Origin of the sequence: Ruminococcus sp. HUN007, assembly GCF_000712055.1 — a bacterium.
Lineage (GTDB): Bacteria > Bacillota > Clostridia > Oscillospirales > Ruminococcaceae > HUN007.
This window is the reverse complement of record NZ_JOOA01000002.1, coordinates 2034518-2051846: the sequence shown is the minus strand read 5'-3', so window position 1 is coordinate 2051846 and position 17329 is coordinate 2034518. Positions and strand designations below refer to the sequence as shown.

The window sequence follows — 17329 nt, the reverse complement described above, 5'->3', positions numbered from 1 at the left end:
TTAAGACGGGGAGAATGCGGGGCTCCGCCCCGTGCCCTGAGCTGATTTGATTAAATCGGCTGCTCCGTAAAAACAAACCAGCATATCCGGACAAACCGCGTACTTACGCGGGCCGGATATGCTGGTTTTGTTTTTAAATGCATGTTTTAATCTGTTTTCGGAAGCTTCCCTTCCGCTGCATGTTTTTTCATTGCTGCAAAGGTCTTGTCACTTATAACGTGTTCTATTCTGCATGCATCTTCCGAAGCGGTTTCCTCGTCAACGCCGAGACGCTTTATGAAGTCGGTCAGAAGAATGTGACGTTCATATATCTTTTCAGCAGTTTCCCTGCCTTTTCCTGTGAGGGCAATGTATCCGTCCTTATCCATTATAATGTATTTTTCCTCACGGAGTTTTCCCATTGCACGGCTTACTGACGGCTTTGAAAATCCCATGTGGTTTACGATGTCGATCGAACGGACAGTGTTTTTCTCCTTGGAGAGAATGAGTATTGTTTCGAGGTACATTTCGCCTGATTCCTGAATAGACATATAACATCCTCCTTGTCTATAAACTTAGATAATCTGTTTATATTTTACCATACTTTCTTACATAAATCAATGACGATTTATGCATTATTTTGAAAATAACAGATAACGGAATAAATATTCACCGTATCCTATTGACAAGTTACCGCTCGGTAACTATAATATATATAGGGTTAGCATGAAATAACTGCGTACCCTGTTACAATAATATATCAATGGATTTTACAGTTTGGCTATAATAAGCTTCAGATAACGAAAGGATGATCATAATGACCCTTAACAGTGCGGTTGAAGGCAAGGAGTATGTCGTAAGTGACATACTGACAGATGACGAGGAAATGAGAAAATTTTTATTTTCACTTGGCTGTTACAGCGGCGAACCTGTTACAGTAGTATCACGCAGAAAGAAAAACTGCGTTGTATCCATCAAGGATGCAAGATACAACATCGACAGTGAGCTGGCTGAAGCTATAATTATTTGAGAAAACATCACTGGTCTGAGTTTTCTTGCTGTACACTGACCGGCTGATCAGTGCGCGGAAATATTAATTTAACGGAGGGATAAGTACCATGAGAATTGCTTTGGCAGGTAACCCGAACAGCGGTAAAACCACTATGTTCAATGCACTCACAGGGCGAAATGAAAAAATAGGTAACTGGGCAGGTGTAACAGTTGACCGCAAGGAGTTTGCGATCAAAAAGAATTATTCGGATACTTCGGAGGAACTTATTGCAGTCGATCTTCCGGGTGCGTATTCAATGTCACCGTTCACTTCCGAGGAAAGTGTTACAAGTGGTTATGTAAAAAATGAACATCCTGATGCTATCATCAACATTGTGGATGCAACGAACTTAAGCAGAAGTCTTTTCTTTACAACTCAGCTTCTGGAACTCGGAATTCCGGTCGTTGTTGCACTCAACAAGAGTGACGTAAACGAAAAGAAGGACACAAAAATAGATGAGAAAATGCTTTCGGAAATGCTGGGCTGTCCGGTCATCAAGACGGTATCAGTAAATGATTCAGGACTTAAGGAAGTTGTTTCAGCAGCTGTAAAACTCAATGGCACTGAACAGAAAGCTCCGTATTCCGAAGGAAATATAAATCTTCACGACAAGGCTGAAGTCGAAAGATCAGACCGCAAGCGTTTTGACTTTGTAAAGGAAATGGTAGGCAAGGTCGAAACAAGAAAGGTGCTTACAAAGGAAAAGAACGGAAGCGATAAAATCGATGCGGTACTCACCCATCCTATTCTCGGACTTCTGGTATTTGCAGGAGTAATGTTCCTCGTGTTCTACATTTCACAGTCAACAGTCGGAACGTGGCTTGCTGATATCCTTGTCGGCTGGATAGAGACCTTCCAGGAATTTGTGGCAGGTAAAATGGAAGACGCGAATCCGCTTCTGTATGCACTTATCGTTGACGGTATAATCGGCGGTGTAGGTGCCGTTGTCGGATTCCTCCCTCTTGTAATGGTAATGTACTTCCTCATCGCTCTTCTTGAAGACTGCGGATACATGTCACGTGCAACAGTCGTACTCGATCCGCTTTTCAAGCGTGTCGGTCTTTCCGGTAAAACAGTTATCCCGATGGTAATCGGTACAGGATGCGGTATTCCTGCAATTATGGCATGCCGTACTATAAAGAACGAACGTGAAAGAAGAACTTCCGCAATGCTTGCAACATTCATGCCGTGCGGTGCTAAGCTTCCGGTAATTGCGCTGTTCGCAGGTGCGTTCTTCTCGGATGCAAAGTGGGTAGGACCTCTTATGTACTTCGTTGGCATAGGTCTTATCTTCCTCGGTGCCGTTCTGGTAAAGGCAATAACAGGAATGAAGTACAGAAAGTCATTCTTCATCATCGAACTTCCTGAGTACAAGGTTCCGAGCCTTAAGTTTGCTCTTGGCTCAATGCTTGAACGAGGCAAGGCATACATCATCAAGGCCGGTACTATTATTCTCGTGTGCAACACGGTTGTTCAGATCATGCAGTCATTCAATACTCACTTTGAAGCTGTTGAGGAAGGCATGGAAGATACATCTATCCTCGCAGCCATCGCTTCACCTTTTGCCTATGTACTCATTCCAGTTGTCGGAATCGCAGCATGGCAGCTTGCAGCAGCGGCTGTTACAGGATTTATAGCAAAGGAAAACGTTGTTGGTACAATAGCATCTGTTTATGCAATAACAAACTTTATCGATACAGAAGAACTTGAACTTGTAGGAAGCGGTAATGAAGTTGCAGCTGTAATGGGTATTACAAAGGTCGCAGCTCTTGCATACCTCATGTTCAACCTTTACACACCGCCGTGCTTTGCAGCTATCGGTGCCCTCAATTCAGAACTCAAGAGCGGCAAGTGGCTTGCCGGAGCTATCTGCCTCCAGCTTGCAACCGGTTACACTATCGGATTCCTCGTTTACCAGTTCGGCACACTCTTCACGGAAGGTCACTTCGGTGCAGGTTTCGCAGGCGGTCTTATTGCAGTTATCGCCTTCGCAGCAATAATTGCCGGAATAATAATAAGAAACAACAAACGTTTCGATTCCGAATACGAGCTTGCAAAAGCAAAGTAAGATATATACAGACATAATTCTCATGTGATACACTAAGACGCAGCTTACGTGTGCATGGATGTTTTCCTGTGCACACATGGCTGCGTTATATGAATTTACGGAGGTATAAAGTTATGGTAAATGTAATCTGTACAGCTATAGTAATATCCGCTGTCGGCGCAGCACTTGTATACATCCGCAGACAGAAGAAAAAAGGCAAATGCGTGGGCTGCCCGTATGCGGGCAAGGCCGGATGCCATTGTGCAGTTGATAAAAAATAAATACAGCGGGAGTATCAAAAAACGATGCTCCCGCTGTTTTGTAAATGGTAGTCTTCACCCCTGCGGGCCGAAGACTGCTATAGAAAAACCGGACCGCCATTTCGGCAGCCCGGTTTGTAATTGCGCCGAAGGCGCATTATTTTTGTAGTTCTAACCATTCCTGAGGTGTTAGCACAGGAATTTCAGATTCAGAAAAATCTTGTTTGTTTCTTGATATAATAAAATCAGCTTTAGCGTTTTTGGCGCATTTAGTTTGAATACAGTCTTCAAAATCCTTGAATTCCGGAGTGTCGAGAGCTTTTATTACTTCGTCGTGTGTTGTTCCGACTATCTGTAATAATTCACATATAGATTTAAGAGCAGATCTTCGCTGATCATCCGGAACCTTACGAAGTAAATACCACATAGTAGTAATGGTATGAAGAGCAATACAACCATTTATATTTTCGTCGCTGCATTTTTCTATTATTCTTTTGGCATTGTAATAGAATTCCTCACGTTTTAAAAGATAGTCAAGTATGATGTTTATATCAAGCAATAGTACCATACTTAGCCTCCATAGCTGCAGCAAGTTCGGTATCTGCATCAAAATCATCAGGTAAATCAAGGTGAAGGGATTCAAGTTTTTCAAAAGCCTGTTTCTTTTTTGAAATCTGTTCCTGTCGTTTGAGATCCATTAATTTTATTTCATCGGAAGCAAGTGTGATGAAAGCTTGTATTTTCTCATCTGGTAACTGCTGAATGAGTTCGATTGCCTGTTCCTGAATATATGTCATGATAATCACCTCATCGGATATCTGATAAATATGTTTCTGCTTATATTATACCATGAAAACGATGAGAATGAAATGTTTTTTTCAGAAATTGTAAATGTGCGGGCCGAAGACTGCTATAGAAAAAAGCTGCACTTGTGCAGCTTTTTTGTTCAACGGCACACGGTTTTAATATAGGTTATCGGCAAATCTAATATTAACCAAGCGTGAAAATGTACATGATAAACAAACTTTCGGAATATCCAAAAAACTTTAAAAATCAGGTAAGATAATTCCGACTTTCATGTGTATAATAAGCAGAGAACAAAAATACTTTAAATGATTCATCATAAAAAGCTTTGATTCATTAAAATTATGTAATAGTTCTTTAAAACATAATCATGATATAAAGAAGTAGGTGGTTGAAATGCGGCTATTAAGGAAATGATTGTCAGTAAATAAATTTTCGATGAACTATTGAAAAATAACGTTGATAATGTTATAATTTACGCAAGAAAAAAGAACTAACCCGTGTATTTATTGACTTATGAAAATCGGGTCCGGTTCATTTAACGTTTTATTTGAATAATCCGTATTTACAATGATATTATAGAGGTGATTTTCAATGAACAAGAACAGAATTTTAACGCTACTGGTCTCGCTTTTGGCGATTAGCGGTAACACAATATCGGTGGTAAGCGCAGTTGATTATTCAGATGTTGTAGCGTTTACTGATACTGAAAAATTCAAGTCTTTTCAGGTGTATGAAGATGTAAACGGTGTTTTTTCACTAGAACGCATTAAACAATATAATAAAGATCGTGATCTGGTGCTTCTGTATGATGAAGAACATAGACAGATGTTTATGCTTAATAAAGAACCTGCAATTATTCTTGTCAGAGATGCAAAACCGGAAACGAAAGAAGTAATAGCGGATTTTATCTCCGCCAAAGGAATATCTTCTGAAAAGATCGAAATCAGCGGATATCCAAATATTCTTATTACCTCACCTGAACTCGATGTTATAACCAAAAATCTGGCTGATGAATTATGTACCTATCTTACAGAGAAAGAATACATAAGAGAATTTCACTACAGAAAACAGTGCTACTTTGCCGGTGAACTCTTAAGTTCTTCATTTGATCGTTACAGGATTTCTGATGTGGGTGATGTAAGTAAGATCAAACAAATCGCTTCCGAGATCAAAATCGATGCGGATGTCGTTGTTGAATATGAGGAATCTGATTCAATTATATGCAAGGTTTCCATCAGGGATAAAGAAGATATTAAAATTAAAACTTATATCGATCTTGCTGAAGCTGTCCACAAAGAACTTGGTTATCATCCTATATGGGGTGTTTATCATTCTTCTGAGTCAGTGAGTAATTCAGAAATTTTATATTCAGACGGGGAAACATCATCAGTTCCTGGCGATATAATATCGAATCAGAGTGTAGATACTACTGATTTGACAGCGCTGTCCATTGCATTGATAGGAGATATCAGTCTTAATGATGATCAGCTGAAGTCAGCTGATGTGGATGGTGACGGTAAAGTTACAATTGCTGATCTTGCAAGATTAAGACAGTATGTTTCAAAGAAGATAGAAGTTCTTTGATGCCCTTGATCTTTACTGATATGTATACTCTTAAAAAATAAACGGGAAATGGATTTCGGTTATTTTCGAAATTCATTTCCCGTTTTTCTATAGCAATATTCATCACGAAGTGATGAATATTACCATGTCCCGGTGATGTCCCGTTACGGGGTATTTACTGTTGACATTTACCGCAGAAAAAAATATAATTTAAGTATAAATTATTTTTCAGAGAGGAAGATATCGTATGTATAGTTTTAATGCTGCCGATGCTGTGGAAAAATGTTCTGCATGGCTTAAAGACTGGTTTGAGAAAAACGGAAAAGGATGCAATGCTGTTATCGGAATATCCGGAGGCAAAGACAGTTCCGTTGCTGCTGCTCTCTGCTGCAGGGCACTCGGCAAAGACAGAGTTATCGGTGTAATGATGCCAAACGGCGAACAGCACGACATAGACTACTCTATCGACCTTTGCAGGCATCTTGATATAAAGAACTTCACTGTTAATATAAAGGACGCATTTGAAGGTGTTATGGGCGCGCTGGAAGGACAGCTTGAAATAAGCACTCAGACAAGAACAAATCTTGCTCCGAGACTCAGAATGTCTGTTCTGTACGCAGTTTCACAGTCAAACAACGGCCGTGTTATCAATACATGCAACCTCTCTGAAGACTGGGTGGGCTATTCAACAAGATACGGCGATGCTGCCGGTGACGTAAGCCCGCTTTCGTTCTTTACGGTTCAGGAAGTAAAGGCTATGGGACGTGAACTCGGACTCCCTGAAAAATTCGTTGAAAAGCCGCCTATTGACGGCCTCTGCGGCAAGACAGATGAGGACAATCTCGGATTTACTTACCTTACACTGGACAAGTACATCCGCGAAGGCATCGAACCTGATCCGGCTACAAAGGAGAGAATAGACACACTTCACGAGCGTAACCTCTTTAAGTTAAGCTTCATGCCTTGCTACAACTATTTTGAAGAGAACAAATAAATGATCGTTGAAAACGGGCGTCTGTCGGACAGAGCACCCGTAAATAAGCACGTTCAGAATAAGAAGGGCGTACCGGTTCGGTGACCGGTACGCCCGTTTGTGTTTGTTTCCTTATCTGTTCTGAAGAATTCCCCTCAGAACTTCCGAGAGCCTGTCAGCGCATTTCTGCTGTGTTATGGCGGAAGGATGCCAGTCGGCACCGTATCCGTCAGCCCCGTTCTGTTCTTCAGACTGGAAGCAGAGTATTCTTTCGTCGGAAAATGTCTTGAATTCTGCAACGGCTTTTTCGATTTCCTTATAGACATTCCCGGTTCCCATCGTGCCCATTGTGCAGACTATGAAGGAGTCCGGATTCTTTTCCCTGACTGTTTTAAGGAATGAAAGATAGCCTTCCTTAAATTCATCCTCATGTTCACTGGCGGCGGCAACGTAGTTGATATCGTTTGTTCCGAGAAAAACAACTACTATGTCGTGATGCTTTCTTTCAAAATTCCACAGTATTCTGAACTCAGGAAGATTACCTGCGTAAAGATAAAAGTCCGGAACAAGACGTGCAGCATCTTTTATTCCGGTGTCAGTGTAGGCTGAAACGACACCGAATCCGCTGAATGAAACTGCGCTGCAGTCCGCGTCAAGTTTCTGCGCAGTGAGATAAGCATACGATTTCATGAAGTTTTCAGTCTTTGTAGTGAACATATCAAGTTCACATTCACTTTCAACGCCGTATGCACAGGTTATGGAATCACCGATAAATTCGATGCTGTATTTTTTGTCCGGAAGCGGTTTTACCGGATCGGCAGCTTCCGATTCAGCTTCAAGTGCCGCAATGCCGACTGCTCCCGACTGTGCTTCGGAAAGATGTATGATTTTTACGTAAGCAGTTTTTTCAATGTCACTGTCAAGAACGGTGATCTTTACGCCCTCAGAGCCTGTCACATCGTCTGAAACAAGTTCGTCGTTTACAAATACCGCAAAACGGGGTTTGCCGTCCTTGTAGGCGCCTGAATCCTTATCGCTCTTAAGTGTAAGTTCAGCTTTTGAGGCCGTGAGCTCAAATGCGGCGGCTGATCCGCTGTGTATAAGCCAGAGAATATCTCCGTCAGCTGAATATCTGCCAGTTATCTTTGCGTTTTTATCTGAAAGTTTCAAGTGTCTCATGTTTTATTCTCCGTGCCATTTCCGGTTTGATCAGTATTTCCTTAAGGAAACGCTGATTTATTCATAAATCAGCGTGGAGGTCTGGGGCGAAGCCCCGCAAATCCCACTTCCGGACATCCGGCGAAGCCGGATGTCCGTTTTAATCAGTGTTTCCTTAAGTATATCATATAAACCAGGCAGATTCAATATTGCAGGAGGGGCATTAGCTGTAAATAACCGTTTTGAAAATTTTTTTCAAAAAAGTGTTGACAAACGGCTTCGGATAGTGTATAATTAAGAAGCTGTCAAACGAGCAGTAGAGAAAACGACGAGGCGTAACTCAGTTTGGTAGAGTGCTTGGTTTGGGACCAAGATGCCGCAGGTTCGACTCCTGTCGCCTCGATAAGATGCTGGTGTAGCTCAGTTGGTAGAGCAGCTGATTTGTAATCAGCAGGTCAGGGGTTCGAGTCCGTTCACCAGCTTCTGAATGTTTTTAATATGATTGTTTGATACTGTGCTGGTGTAGCTCAGTTGGTAGAGCAGCTGATTTGTAATCAGCAGGTCAGGGGTTCAAGTCCGTTCACCAGCTCTCAATTAAATATGGAAGAGTTCCCGAGTGGCCAAAGGGGGCAGACTGTAAATCTGTTGCTTTCAGCTTCGGTGGTTCGAATCCACCCTCTTCCACCAACATTATTTCCTGCATTTTCATGCAGGAAATTTTTTATGCAAAAATTTTTTGGCAATATAATTAGTACTTTTCACAGATCGAAAAGGTTTATGGCAAGTTTCACTAATGAATTAGTGATTTTTTAGTAAAGTTTACGAAGACGACTTTCAGGAGGAGTTATTTATGGTAAGAAACGATTTAAGAAACATCGCGATCATTGCTCACGTTGACCACGGTAAAACCACACTCGTTGATGAAATGCTCAAGCAGGGCGGTGCTTTCCGTGAGAATCAGACTGTTGCTGAACGAGTAATGGACAGCAACGATCTTGAAAAGGAACGCGGTATCACTATCCTTGCCAAGAACACATCAGTCTGTTACAACGGAACAAAGATCAACATCATCGACACTCCTGGCCATGCTGATTTCGGCGGCGAAGTTGAACGTGTACTCAACATGGTTGACGGTGTTCTCCTTCTCGTAGACGCAGCTGAAGGTCCTATGCCTCAGACAAGATTCGTTCTTTCCAAGGCTCTTGAAATGGGACAGAAGATCATCATCGTAGTAAACAAGATCGACAAGCCGGACGCAAGACTCGATGAGATCGGCGACGAAGTTCTCGAACTCCTAATCGACCTCGACGCAAACGACGAACAGCTCGAAAGCCCTATCCTCTTCTGTTCAGGCAGAAGCGGCACTGCTTCACTCAGCCAGTACGAACCGGGCAAGGATCTTACTCCTCTCTTCGAAACAATCCTTGACTACATTCCAGCTCCGGAAGGCGACGAAAATGCTCCTCTCCAGATGCTCATCTCATCTATCGACTACAATGACTACGTAGGCCGTATCGGTATCGGACGTATTGAGAGCGGCTCTGTCAAGGTAGGCCAGAACGTAACAGTCGGCGATCACTTCGACTCAAAGAAGCCTTACAATGCAAAGGTAGTAAACGTTCTTCAGATCCAGGAACTCCAGAGAGTACCTGTTCAGGAAGCTACTGTAGGCGACATTGTATGGATAAGCGGTATTGAAAACATCACTATCGGTGATACTATCTGCGACGCAGCATCAGAATTCAAGGCTCTTCCTGTTGCCAAGATCAGTGAACCTACAGTTGAAATGACATTCTCAGTAAACGACAGCCCGTTCGCAGGACGTGAAGGCAAGTTCGTAACATCACGTCAGCTCCGCGACAGACTTTTCAAGGAACTTCTCCGTGACGTTTCACTCCGTGTTGAAGAAACAGAAAACGCTGATTCATTCTCAGTATGCGGCCGCGGTGAAATGCACCTTTCAATTCTTATAGAAAACATGCGCCGTGAAGGATATGAACTTTCAGTTTCAACTCCAAGAGTTGTCCTCAAGGAAATTGACGGCGTAAAGTGCGAACCAATGGAACTCCTCGTTGTTGACGTACCGGAAGAAAGCGTCGGCGCAGTAATGGAAAAGATGGGTACAAGAAAGGCAGAAATGCTCACAATGCATCCGCAGGGAGCAAGAATGCGTCTTGAATTCTCTGTTCCTGCAAGAGGACTTTTCGGATACAAGAGCGAATTCCTTACAGATACAAAGGGCGAAGGCATCATGAGCAGCGTGTTCAACGGATATGAACCGTACAAGGGCGACATTCCGAGAAGAAAGACAGGCTCACTCATCTCATTCGAAACAGGCGAAGCAGTTACATACGGCCTTTTCAACGCACAGGAAAGAGGCGCACTCTTCATCGGTGCAGGTACTCCGGTATACGAAGGCATGATCGTAGGTGTATCACCTAAGTCAGAAGACCTTGTAGTAAACGTATGTAAGAAGAAGCACCTTTCAAATACACGTGCAAGCGGAAGCGATGACGCACTCAGACTCATCCCGTGCAGAAAGTTAAGCCTTGAGGAAAGCCTTGAATTCCTCGCAGACGACGAGCTTCTCGAGATCACACCAAAGAACATCAGAATCAGAAAGAGAATTCTTTCAAACCAGATGCGTGCAAAGGCAAAGGCAAAGGTCTGATAAATCAATATAATAAATACAGCCCGCTTTTCATTATTAAGAAAAGCGGGCTGTTCCGTTTCCATACAGCAAAAAACCGGGGCCTATTTCTACGTTAGCTCCGGTTCTTTGCTGTATATTATTATATTTTAGGATGGATCAAGAGAAATTACATGTTTGCTGCAGTATGTATTATAAGATCAGCACACATTTCGATGCCGAGCTTTGAACTGTTCAGACACAGATCGTAATTGTCTTTTGCTCCCCATTTCTGTCCTGTATTGAGATTGTAGTAGGTGGATCTTTTCTTGTCGTGTTTCCTGAGCGAAGAGTATACGCTGTCAGGAGACTCGCCGTATTCATCTATTGCTCTTTTTGCTCTTGCGTCAGAGTCGGCGTAGATAAAGACATTGAGTACGTCGTCGCGTATTTCCTTCAGTATGCTGTCTGCGCATCTTCCTACTATAACGCACGGTCCCTGTTCAGCGAGAGTCTTGATAACTTCACGTTCTTCGATAAAAATTCTGTCGTTTATAGGAAGTGATGAAGCAGAATTAAGATTGCTCATCAGCGACATGCTGTACAGAAGGCTGTTTGCTGCTGTTTCATCTGCGTTTTTAACATCATCGGCTGACAGGTTTAATTTTTCAGCTGCCATGTGCAGTATTTCCTTGTTGTAAAACGGGATGCCGAGTTTTTCAGAGATCAGTTTCCCGATCGTTCTGCCGCCGCTTGCGTACTCTCTGCCAATAGTGATGATCTTTATTTTCTCCATTTTCAGTTCTTCCTCCATTTCCTCGATATACTGATATTATAGTTCATTTTCACCATTTTGTCAACAGCATTTTGAGAAAATATATTGATTTTCAATAGTTTGAAATATGCCTTCCGGTCAGACATTACCGCCTAAGGCACGGAAAACTGTATATCCAAGCATTCCGAGCATGACCAGTGCCATAAGAGGTGAGGAAAGATATATCCAGACTTTTTTCTTTTCTGATATTTCCGGATTCTTTTGTTCGATAATGAAACTGTCTTTGTAGTATGCGATCTCGATAATAAAAAATATGAGCCATGTTACGAGTGCAGCGATAACACACATACCCATTGCGAAAAGAATAAGGAATACAAAAGGATGCTCAAACATCAGGTCGTATGAGTCTGCTGTTGTAATGTCAGCCTGTGTAAGTCCGACGCTGCTTATAAGGAGTGTCAGGCATGAACCGATCGTGTTGATTATAAAATGCACGATCATTGACGGGATGATAGATTTTGTTTTTTCAAAAAGAAAGCATGAAAAGAATCCCATGACCGAAGCAAAGAGAAACTGCGGGTAGTTTCCGTGCCACAGGCCGAATGTTATTCCGCATATGACCATCATCCCTGTGGTGCTGTGACTGCGGACATTTCTGTAAAGTGTTCCGCGGAAGAAAAGTTCTTCGAATATCGGCGCGAATACCGGTGCGGCGATCATAACGACAAGATTTCCGAGCAGAGAATTGTCCGAACTCATATCAGCTTCCGACAGTTTGCTGTGCGTGACAAATTCTATTATCATGAATATAAGAGATGAGAGAAGAGCTGCAGAGTAGGTCGCACCGATGGTCAGAAATATCCATTTTGCAGTCCATCCCGGTGAAGTTACAGGTTTCCGGAAGCATTCGAATATTTTCACTTCCCGTTTCCCCTTGTATAAGATTTTGTTGATGATAAAAATCAGCGAGAATCCTATCGGATAAAGAACGATGTAGAATAAAAGAGCCTCGAGATTTGTGTCCACTGTTCCGGTGAGTTTTTTAAGTAACACCGGCAGTGAAAATGCTGCACCAAAATATATTGCCCAGAAGACAAGCAGAAGAACTGCATTGACTGCAGAATCGTGTCTGAGTTCTGTTTTCACGTCTTTTTTTATTTCAAGTTCCGGTTCCATTGTGATCTCCTTTTCCTTATGGAAACGCTGATTTATTCATAAATCAGCGTGGGGCTCCGGGGCGAAGCCCCGCAAATCCCACCTCCGGAAATCCGGCTTCGCCGGATTTCCGATATAATCAGTATTTTCTTAGTTATAAAATTATTATACATTAAAATCATAAAATAATCAACAAGGTAACGTGTGCGATTTTCGGTAAAAAGTATATCGCCGCAGTTATTCCTGTTACGGAAAACTGCGGCGATATTACAGTGAACGGAAGTCCACGTACCGGGACAAAGCCCGAAGGTTCGGTTTTCTTCTGTGTTACTGTGGTTTTATTTAAATGGAGTGATCAGAAGCTTGTAATAACTTTTGAGATAAACTGACGGCATGTTGCGAGGTCTGTAAGATCAAATGCACCGTCCTTGTTTACGTCAGCAGCTTTTGCAGCTGCAGCTTCGCTGAACTTTTTACGGTCAACGAGGTTGATAGCCATTGTACTTAAGTCTGTAATGTCTACCTTGCCGTCGTTGTTTACATCTCCGGTCATGTATTCATCTGTTCCCGGATCAGGTGAAGATGTCGGTTCAACTGTTGGTTCCGATGTCGGATCCGGATCTGCAACAGGATCAGATACTGACGGCATGAGAGTGTATTCCCAGTTGTATACCTTGTTTGAAGGCAGCTGATACTTACCGAGAGTACCAGGACCGCATGTTGCTGTACCTGTGCCCATTGAACCGTAGTTGATGCCGAGTATTGTTTCGTTGCGAGGTGTGAGCTCGTAAACGTGGTTGGTTGAGTTGATATCATCAGGTGTGAAGTGGAGAGCCTGTGCTTCAAGCGGACTTGTAGCTTCTACCTTGAGTGATGCACCTGTTTTTGCGTTGCTTACTTCGATCCATCTTACATCAGTAAGGTTTCCTGAGTCGTCAGTCTTCATGTACGGGAAGAACATGTCTGAAACTGTGCTGTTCCATACACCCTTTCTTCCGCATGATTTTCTGTCGTTGAATGTTTCGACAGGACCGTTTCCGTACCAGGAAAGCTGTTCAAATCCTGCAGGAAGTGTAAGCTGTGAACCTACACGCAGGAAGTTGCCCATGTTTGCCTTTGTAGCGTCAACGCTTATCGATACTTTAACTTCGCCGTTGCCGTTTACTGTGTATGTGGTCTTCTGTGTCGCATTTCCTGTATCAGGGAATGACATTGAAACCTCGATCACCTTCTGGCCGCTGCTGTTGTCAGTCACCTTTACGCCTGACACCTTTGCCTTGCCTTCAGCCTTCTGCCAGTTGCGGTCAAAAAGTTTGTAGTTGCCTGAGTTATTGTCGTTTTCAACGAAACCTCTCCAGAAGTTAGGCACAGGACCGTTTTCAATCAGAGTCTTTCCTTCGTACTTGTACATCTGCATCGTTCCGGTGGATTTATTTATAGAGAATTCGAAGTTTCCGCCCTTTACGGAATATGATCCGCCTTCATCCTTTACGCTTACAGTGCTGCTGTCAACAGGATGTGACGGCTGTGAAGCGTTGTTGAGTTTGAACTGTCCGAATGCCACCTCATGACCTTCCTCGATCATGCCGGATGTGTTCTTGGCAGTTACGGAAAGATCAAGCCAGAATTCGTCTGTGTTCTGTCTGTCTGCCGGCATTGTATACGGAACGGTTATCTTTCCGCGTGAAAGCGGTGCAACGTCTGCAGTCAGTGTGCCTTCATCACACGGAACACCGTTTTTAAGGAGTTTCCAGTTGATGTCGTATTCGTTAAGGTTGGTAAAGTTGTTTTCGTTGTATACATTGACGTTTCCGCCCTGTACTCCGCCGTCGTCAGTTGAGAACCATACGCTCTGGTACTGGTACTTTATTTCTGTAAGCTCAGGCTGAGGTGTTCTGTCCGGTGTAACGAGACCGTTTTCACAGAAGCTGTTGTCGTTAGGTCTGTCACCCCAGTCACCGCCGTAGCCGAAGTAGTTTCCTGCACTGAGATCCTGGTAGAGATTCTTGTGGGCGTTATCCTGTGCATAGTAGTCCCATGCGCCCTCGCTTGTGATGTCTTCTGTATTGTAGTCGAGCCAAAGGAGAACGGAAGGATCGTTTGCACCGATCTTCGGATTTGCGGAACGCTGTCCGTTGAGTTCGTCGATTGAAAGTGCCTTTGTGTAGATCCTTGCAAGTGAGATCTGACCGTCAAATTTTCTTCCTGTTTCAGGGTCGATACCGATGCCGACAGGTGTGTTTCCTCCGTTTATGCCGTCTGCAACTGATCCGGTCTTGAGCACCTTGCCGTCTACAGCGATAGTAATATTACCCTTGTCGTAAATGCCGGCTACCTGATGCCAGTTTCCTGTCCAGCCTGAAGGGAAGTCACACGAAACTGATTTCCACTTGCCGTCGTAAACGAAGAATTCAAGGCCTGTACCGTTGCTCTGTGTCTTGAGTGCGACCTGTGTATCGCCCTTGGCAAGAATGACATTGTTCTTGTCAGTAGTAGCAGGGTTTACGACAGCCTCAAAGGTGAATGACTTTCCTGTTCCGGAAAGTGCGGCATTGTATTTTGCATTATTGTCCATTACGGTATTGCCCTTTATTGCGGCACCGCCGTTGAGTGTACCTTCGCCGAGACCACGAGAGATATCACCGGAGCACTTTCCGTGTACGCCTGTTGCGTCGTTTATACCGGTGCTGCTCGGAATGGTTCCGAGACTTACTGCACGGCTCTGGTCAGCCCAGTCCCATACGAAGGCACCGAGCATGTTGTCAGCGCTTCTTATAACATCCCAGTACTCCTTGAGTCCGCCTACCGAGTTGCCCATTGCATGAACGTATTCACACATAACGTAAGGCATTTTTCCTCTTCCGGCGCGGTTCTTTATTCCGTCCTGACCCGGGTACATGTTGCTTGCCATGTCAACGCCCATTGCGTCGCCCTGACCTTCACTGTGTACAGGACGTGATCCGTCGTTCTTCTTGAAGTACCAGATCATGTCGCGAAACATACCGTTTGATGTGTTTGCATCGCCCGTGTATACCATTTCGTTTCCTATAGACCACGCAACGATGGACGGATTGTTCTTGAGACGCTCAAAAGTTGTATTCGTTCTGTCCATACCGAGTTCGTAGAACAGACCCTTGGCGTTGTTGTTGTTCATGAGGGCATGGGATTCCATGTTTGTCTCAGCCATCATGTACAGACCGTACTTGTTGCACAGCCAGTAGAGATAGGAGTCGTTGCTGTAGTGAGACGTTCTGATGGCATTTACGTTGTAGTTCTTCATCAGGCGTACATCTTCCTCGAGGCACTCCTGTGTAACAGCCTTGCCGTGGAACGGGTCGGTGTCGTGCCTGTTTACGCCCTTGAGAAGAAGACGCTTGCCGTTTATTCTGATCGGTTCAAAGCTGTTTGTGGTACGCTTGTAGGAACCGTCTACCTGAACCGGTGTGAAGTTTACTTCCCTGAAGCCGAGCTGCATTGAAACAGTTTCGACCGCATTGCCCTGTCCGTCAGTGAGTGTGAGAACAAGAGCGTACAGGTTCGGTTTTTCAGCAGACCAGAGCTTCGGCGAATTTACTTTTATGTCGCCTTTGAATGTGCCTGTTTTGCCTGAAGCGACCGAGTCAACTGAAATTGCGGCATCAGGAACGATGTTTGTGCCGGATTCATCAAGGATCTCAGCCTTTACGCTCCAGCCGGACTGGTCTGTTTTTGAGTTGTTGCGGATATCTGCCGAGATCTGTACGGTCGCATTTGTGTATGAATCGTCAAGATCAGTCTTTACCGTATAGTCAGATATTTTTACGAGCGGTTCACTTGTAAGGAATACGTCACGGAAAATACCGCCGTCGTAGATCATGTCCTGATCCTCGAACCAGGTACCGTCGCAGAATTTGTGCACCTTGACTGCGAGTGTGTTCTCCCCGCTTGTAAGATAATCGGTGATATCGAATTTATGAGGGCTGAATGTGTCCTCACTGTAGCCTACTTCTTTTCCGTTTACGTATACATAGTAGGCTGATTCAACGCCGTCGAACTGAATGCATACCCTCCTGTTGTTTTCGGTCATCTGAGGGTCAAGGGTGAATTTCTTTCTGTAGAGACCTACCGGGTTGTAGTTTGTCGGAGCATTCGGAACAGGTACGTTGCCGTCGTATCTGCTCTGCCACGGTTCACCTACGTTTGTGTAGATAGAGAAGTCGAATCCCTGACGGGTCCAGCTGTCAGGCATTGAAACGCTCTTCCATGATCCGCCGGATGAGTTGTAGTCAGGATTCATAAAGCCGTCTTTCAGGTAGGAATCAGCCTGCTGCTGGTTCTGTACCACAGTGAGATCCCACTTGCCGCCTGCTTCGCGTGTGAGCATCTGCAGATATGTAGAATCCTCACGGGCATTGTAGTCCCATACTGCGGCAGCTGCGGCGGCAGTATCCTGGTAAGGTATGAGGGTAACGGCTGCTTCTTCACGGTTTATGCCGAAGACATCTTCAGCGCCGTTTTTTCCGGTCCATTCATTGTGTGAGAATTTCTGCTTGTTTACGTCAGCTTTTATGCATGGCGCAAGGTTTTCCGATGAGGTTCCTGCTGCTTTTACAGGAAGTGTCACATCAGGAGTGCTGCAGAGCATCATTGAAGATGCAAGCAGAAGCGAGGCAATCTGTTTGTTCCTTTTCATTCAATCCATCTCCATTTTCAAATAACTTTACACTTACAATACAATCAAACAAATGTGTATTTTTAAAGTCACCGCAATTAAATACAACTTTATATAAAATACACGACTATACCTAAATTATATGAAAAAAACTGTACTAAGTCAATATGAAAACATAATAAAGACATAATAACGGTTATCATAGTGCTATATTAAGGCAAATAATTGATATGAAAGGGCTCAGGATGCCTGCCGGCCGTTAAAATTCCCTGCTGCTGTCA

Annotated in this window: 13 protein-coding genes and 4 tRNA genes; 10 read left to right on the top strand and 7 right to left on the bottom strand. The window is 43.8% G+C overall.

The window, feature by feature from the left end:
* Positions 1-146 precede the first annotated feature (146 nt).
* Entirely contained in the window at positions 147-530 is a 384-nt protein-coding gene (locus CC97_RS13130; protein WP_044975409.1) for a metal-dependent transcriptional regulator, read from the bottom strand.
* A 266-nt stretch (positions 531-796) separates the two neighbouring features.
* Here CC97_RS13130 and CC97_RS13125 point away from each other — a divergent pair, with 266 nt between their 5' ends.
* The 3 genes from CC97_RS13125 (at position 797) to CC97_RS20255 (ending at position 3358) form a co-directional block, all read left to right on the top strand.
* Positions 797-1009: a FeoA family protein gene (locus CC97_RS13125; protein ID WP_044975408.1), complete on the top strand. Its 213-nt coding sequence runs from the start codon at positions 797-799 to the stop codon at positions 1007-1009.
* Between the two features lie 88 nt (positions 1010-1097).
* The gene (locus CC97_RS13120) at positions 1098-3098 is read left to right on the top strand and encodes a ferrous iron transporter B (protein ID WP_044975406.1); all 2001 of its coding nucleotides are present in this window, start codon (positions 1098-1100) and stop codon (positions 3096-3098) included.
* A gap of 113 nt (positions 3099-3211) precedes the next feature.
* Positions 3212-3358, top strand: a complete 147-nt coding sequence (locus tag CC97_RS20255) for a FeoB-associated Cys-rich membrane protein (protein WP_156036903.1) — start codon at positions 3212-3214, stop codon at positions 3356-3358.
* Positions 3359-3494: 136 nt separating this feature from the next.
* Here CC97_RS20255 and CC97_RS13115 read toward each other — a convergent pair whose 3' ends face one another.
* Both CC97_RS13115 and CC97_RS13110 read right to left on the bottom strand, forming a co-directional pair.
* Entirely contained in the window at positions 3495-3905 is a 411-nt protein-coding gene (locus CC97_RS13115; RefSeq protein WP_049962899.1) for a PIN domain-containing protein, read from the bottom strand.
* A complete protein-coding gene (locus CC97_RS13110; RefSeq protein WP_044975404.1) occupies positions 3889-4134 on the bottom strand; it encodes a hypothetical protein in 246 nt (81 codons plus the stop codon). The genes CC97_RS13115 and CC97_RS13110 overlap by 17 nt, the downstream gene beginning before the upstream one ends.
* Before the next feature lie 601 nt (positions 4135-4735).
* On the opposite strand from CC97_RS13110, the gene CC97_RS13105 reads away from it, so the two are divergent.
* On the top strand, positions 4736-5728 hold the full coding sequence (locus tag CC97_RS13105) for a dockerin type I repeat-containing protein (protein ID WP_081850118.1): 993 nt from the start codon (positions 4736-4738) through the stop codon (positions 5726-5728).
* 226 nt (positions 5729-5954) lie between these two features.
* Complete coding sequence (nadE, locus tag CC97_RS13100; protein WP_044975400.1) at positions 5955-6701, top strand: NAD(+) synthase; 747 nt, start codon at positions 5955-5957, stop codon at positions 6699-6701.
* 111 nt (positions 6702-6812) lie between these two features.
* On the opposite strand, the gene CC97_RS13095 is transcribed toward nadE, so the two are convergent.
* Positions 6813-7859 (bottom strand): SGNH/GDSL hydrolase family protein, encoded by a 1047-nt coding sequence (locus tag CC97_RS13095; RefSeq protein ID WP_044975399.1) that lies wholly within the window; start codon positions 7857-7859, stop codon positions 6813-6815.
* Positions 7860-8167: 308 nt separating this feature from the next.
* Between CC97_RS13095 and CC97_RS13090 the strand changes: the two genes are divergently transcribed.
* The 5 genes from CC97_RS13090 to typA all read left to right on the top strand — a co-directional run bounded on the left by CC97_RS13090 (position 8168) and on the right by typA (position 10509).
* A tRNA-Pro gene (locus tag CC97_RS13090) sits at positions 8168-8241 on the top strand.
* Positions 8242-8247: 6 nt separating this feature from the next.
* Positions 8248-8320 (top strand) — tRNA-Thr (locus CC97_RS13085).
* Between the two features lie 34 nt (positions 8321-8354).
* A tRNA-Thr gene (locus CC97_RS13080) sits at positions 8355-8427 on the top strand.
* Between the two features lie 13 nt (positions 8428-8440).
* Positions 8441-8525 (top strand) — tRNA-Tyr (locus CC97_RS13075).
* Positions 8526-8688: 163 nt separating this feature from the next.
* Positions 8689-10509, top strand: a complete 1821-nt coding sequence (typA, locus tag CC97_RS13070) for a translational GTPase TypA (protein ID WP_044975398.1) — start codon at positions 8689-8691, stop codon at positions 10507-10509.
* 148 nt (positions 10510-10657) lie between these two features.
* Here the strand turns inward: typA and CC97_RS13065 are convergent, their stop codons facing one another.
* From CC97_RS13065 to CC97_RS13055, 3 genes are all read right to left on the bottom strand, one after another.
* Positions 10658-11263 (bottom strand): cytidylate kinase-like family protein, encoded by a 606-nt coding sequence (locus CC97_RS13065; RefSeq protein WP_044975397.1) that lies wholly within the window; start codon positions 11261-11263, stop codon positions 10658-10660.
* A 117-nt stretch (positions 11264-11380) separates the two neighbouring features.
* Complete coding sequence (locus CC97_RS13060) at positions 11381-12418, bottom strand: type II CAAX endopeptidase family protein (protein WP_044975395.1); 1038 nt, start codon at positions 12416-12418, stop codon at positions 11381-11383.
* 334 nt (positions 12419-12752) lie between these two features.
* Complete coding sequence (locus CC97_RS13055) at positions 12753-17069, bottom strand: glycoside hydrolase family 2 TIM barrel-domain containing protein (RefSeq protein WP_049962898.1); 4317 nt, start codon at positions 17067-17069, stop codon at positions 12753-12755.
* Between the last annotated feature and the right edge of the window lie 260 nt (positions 17070-17329).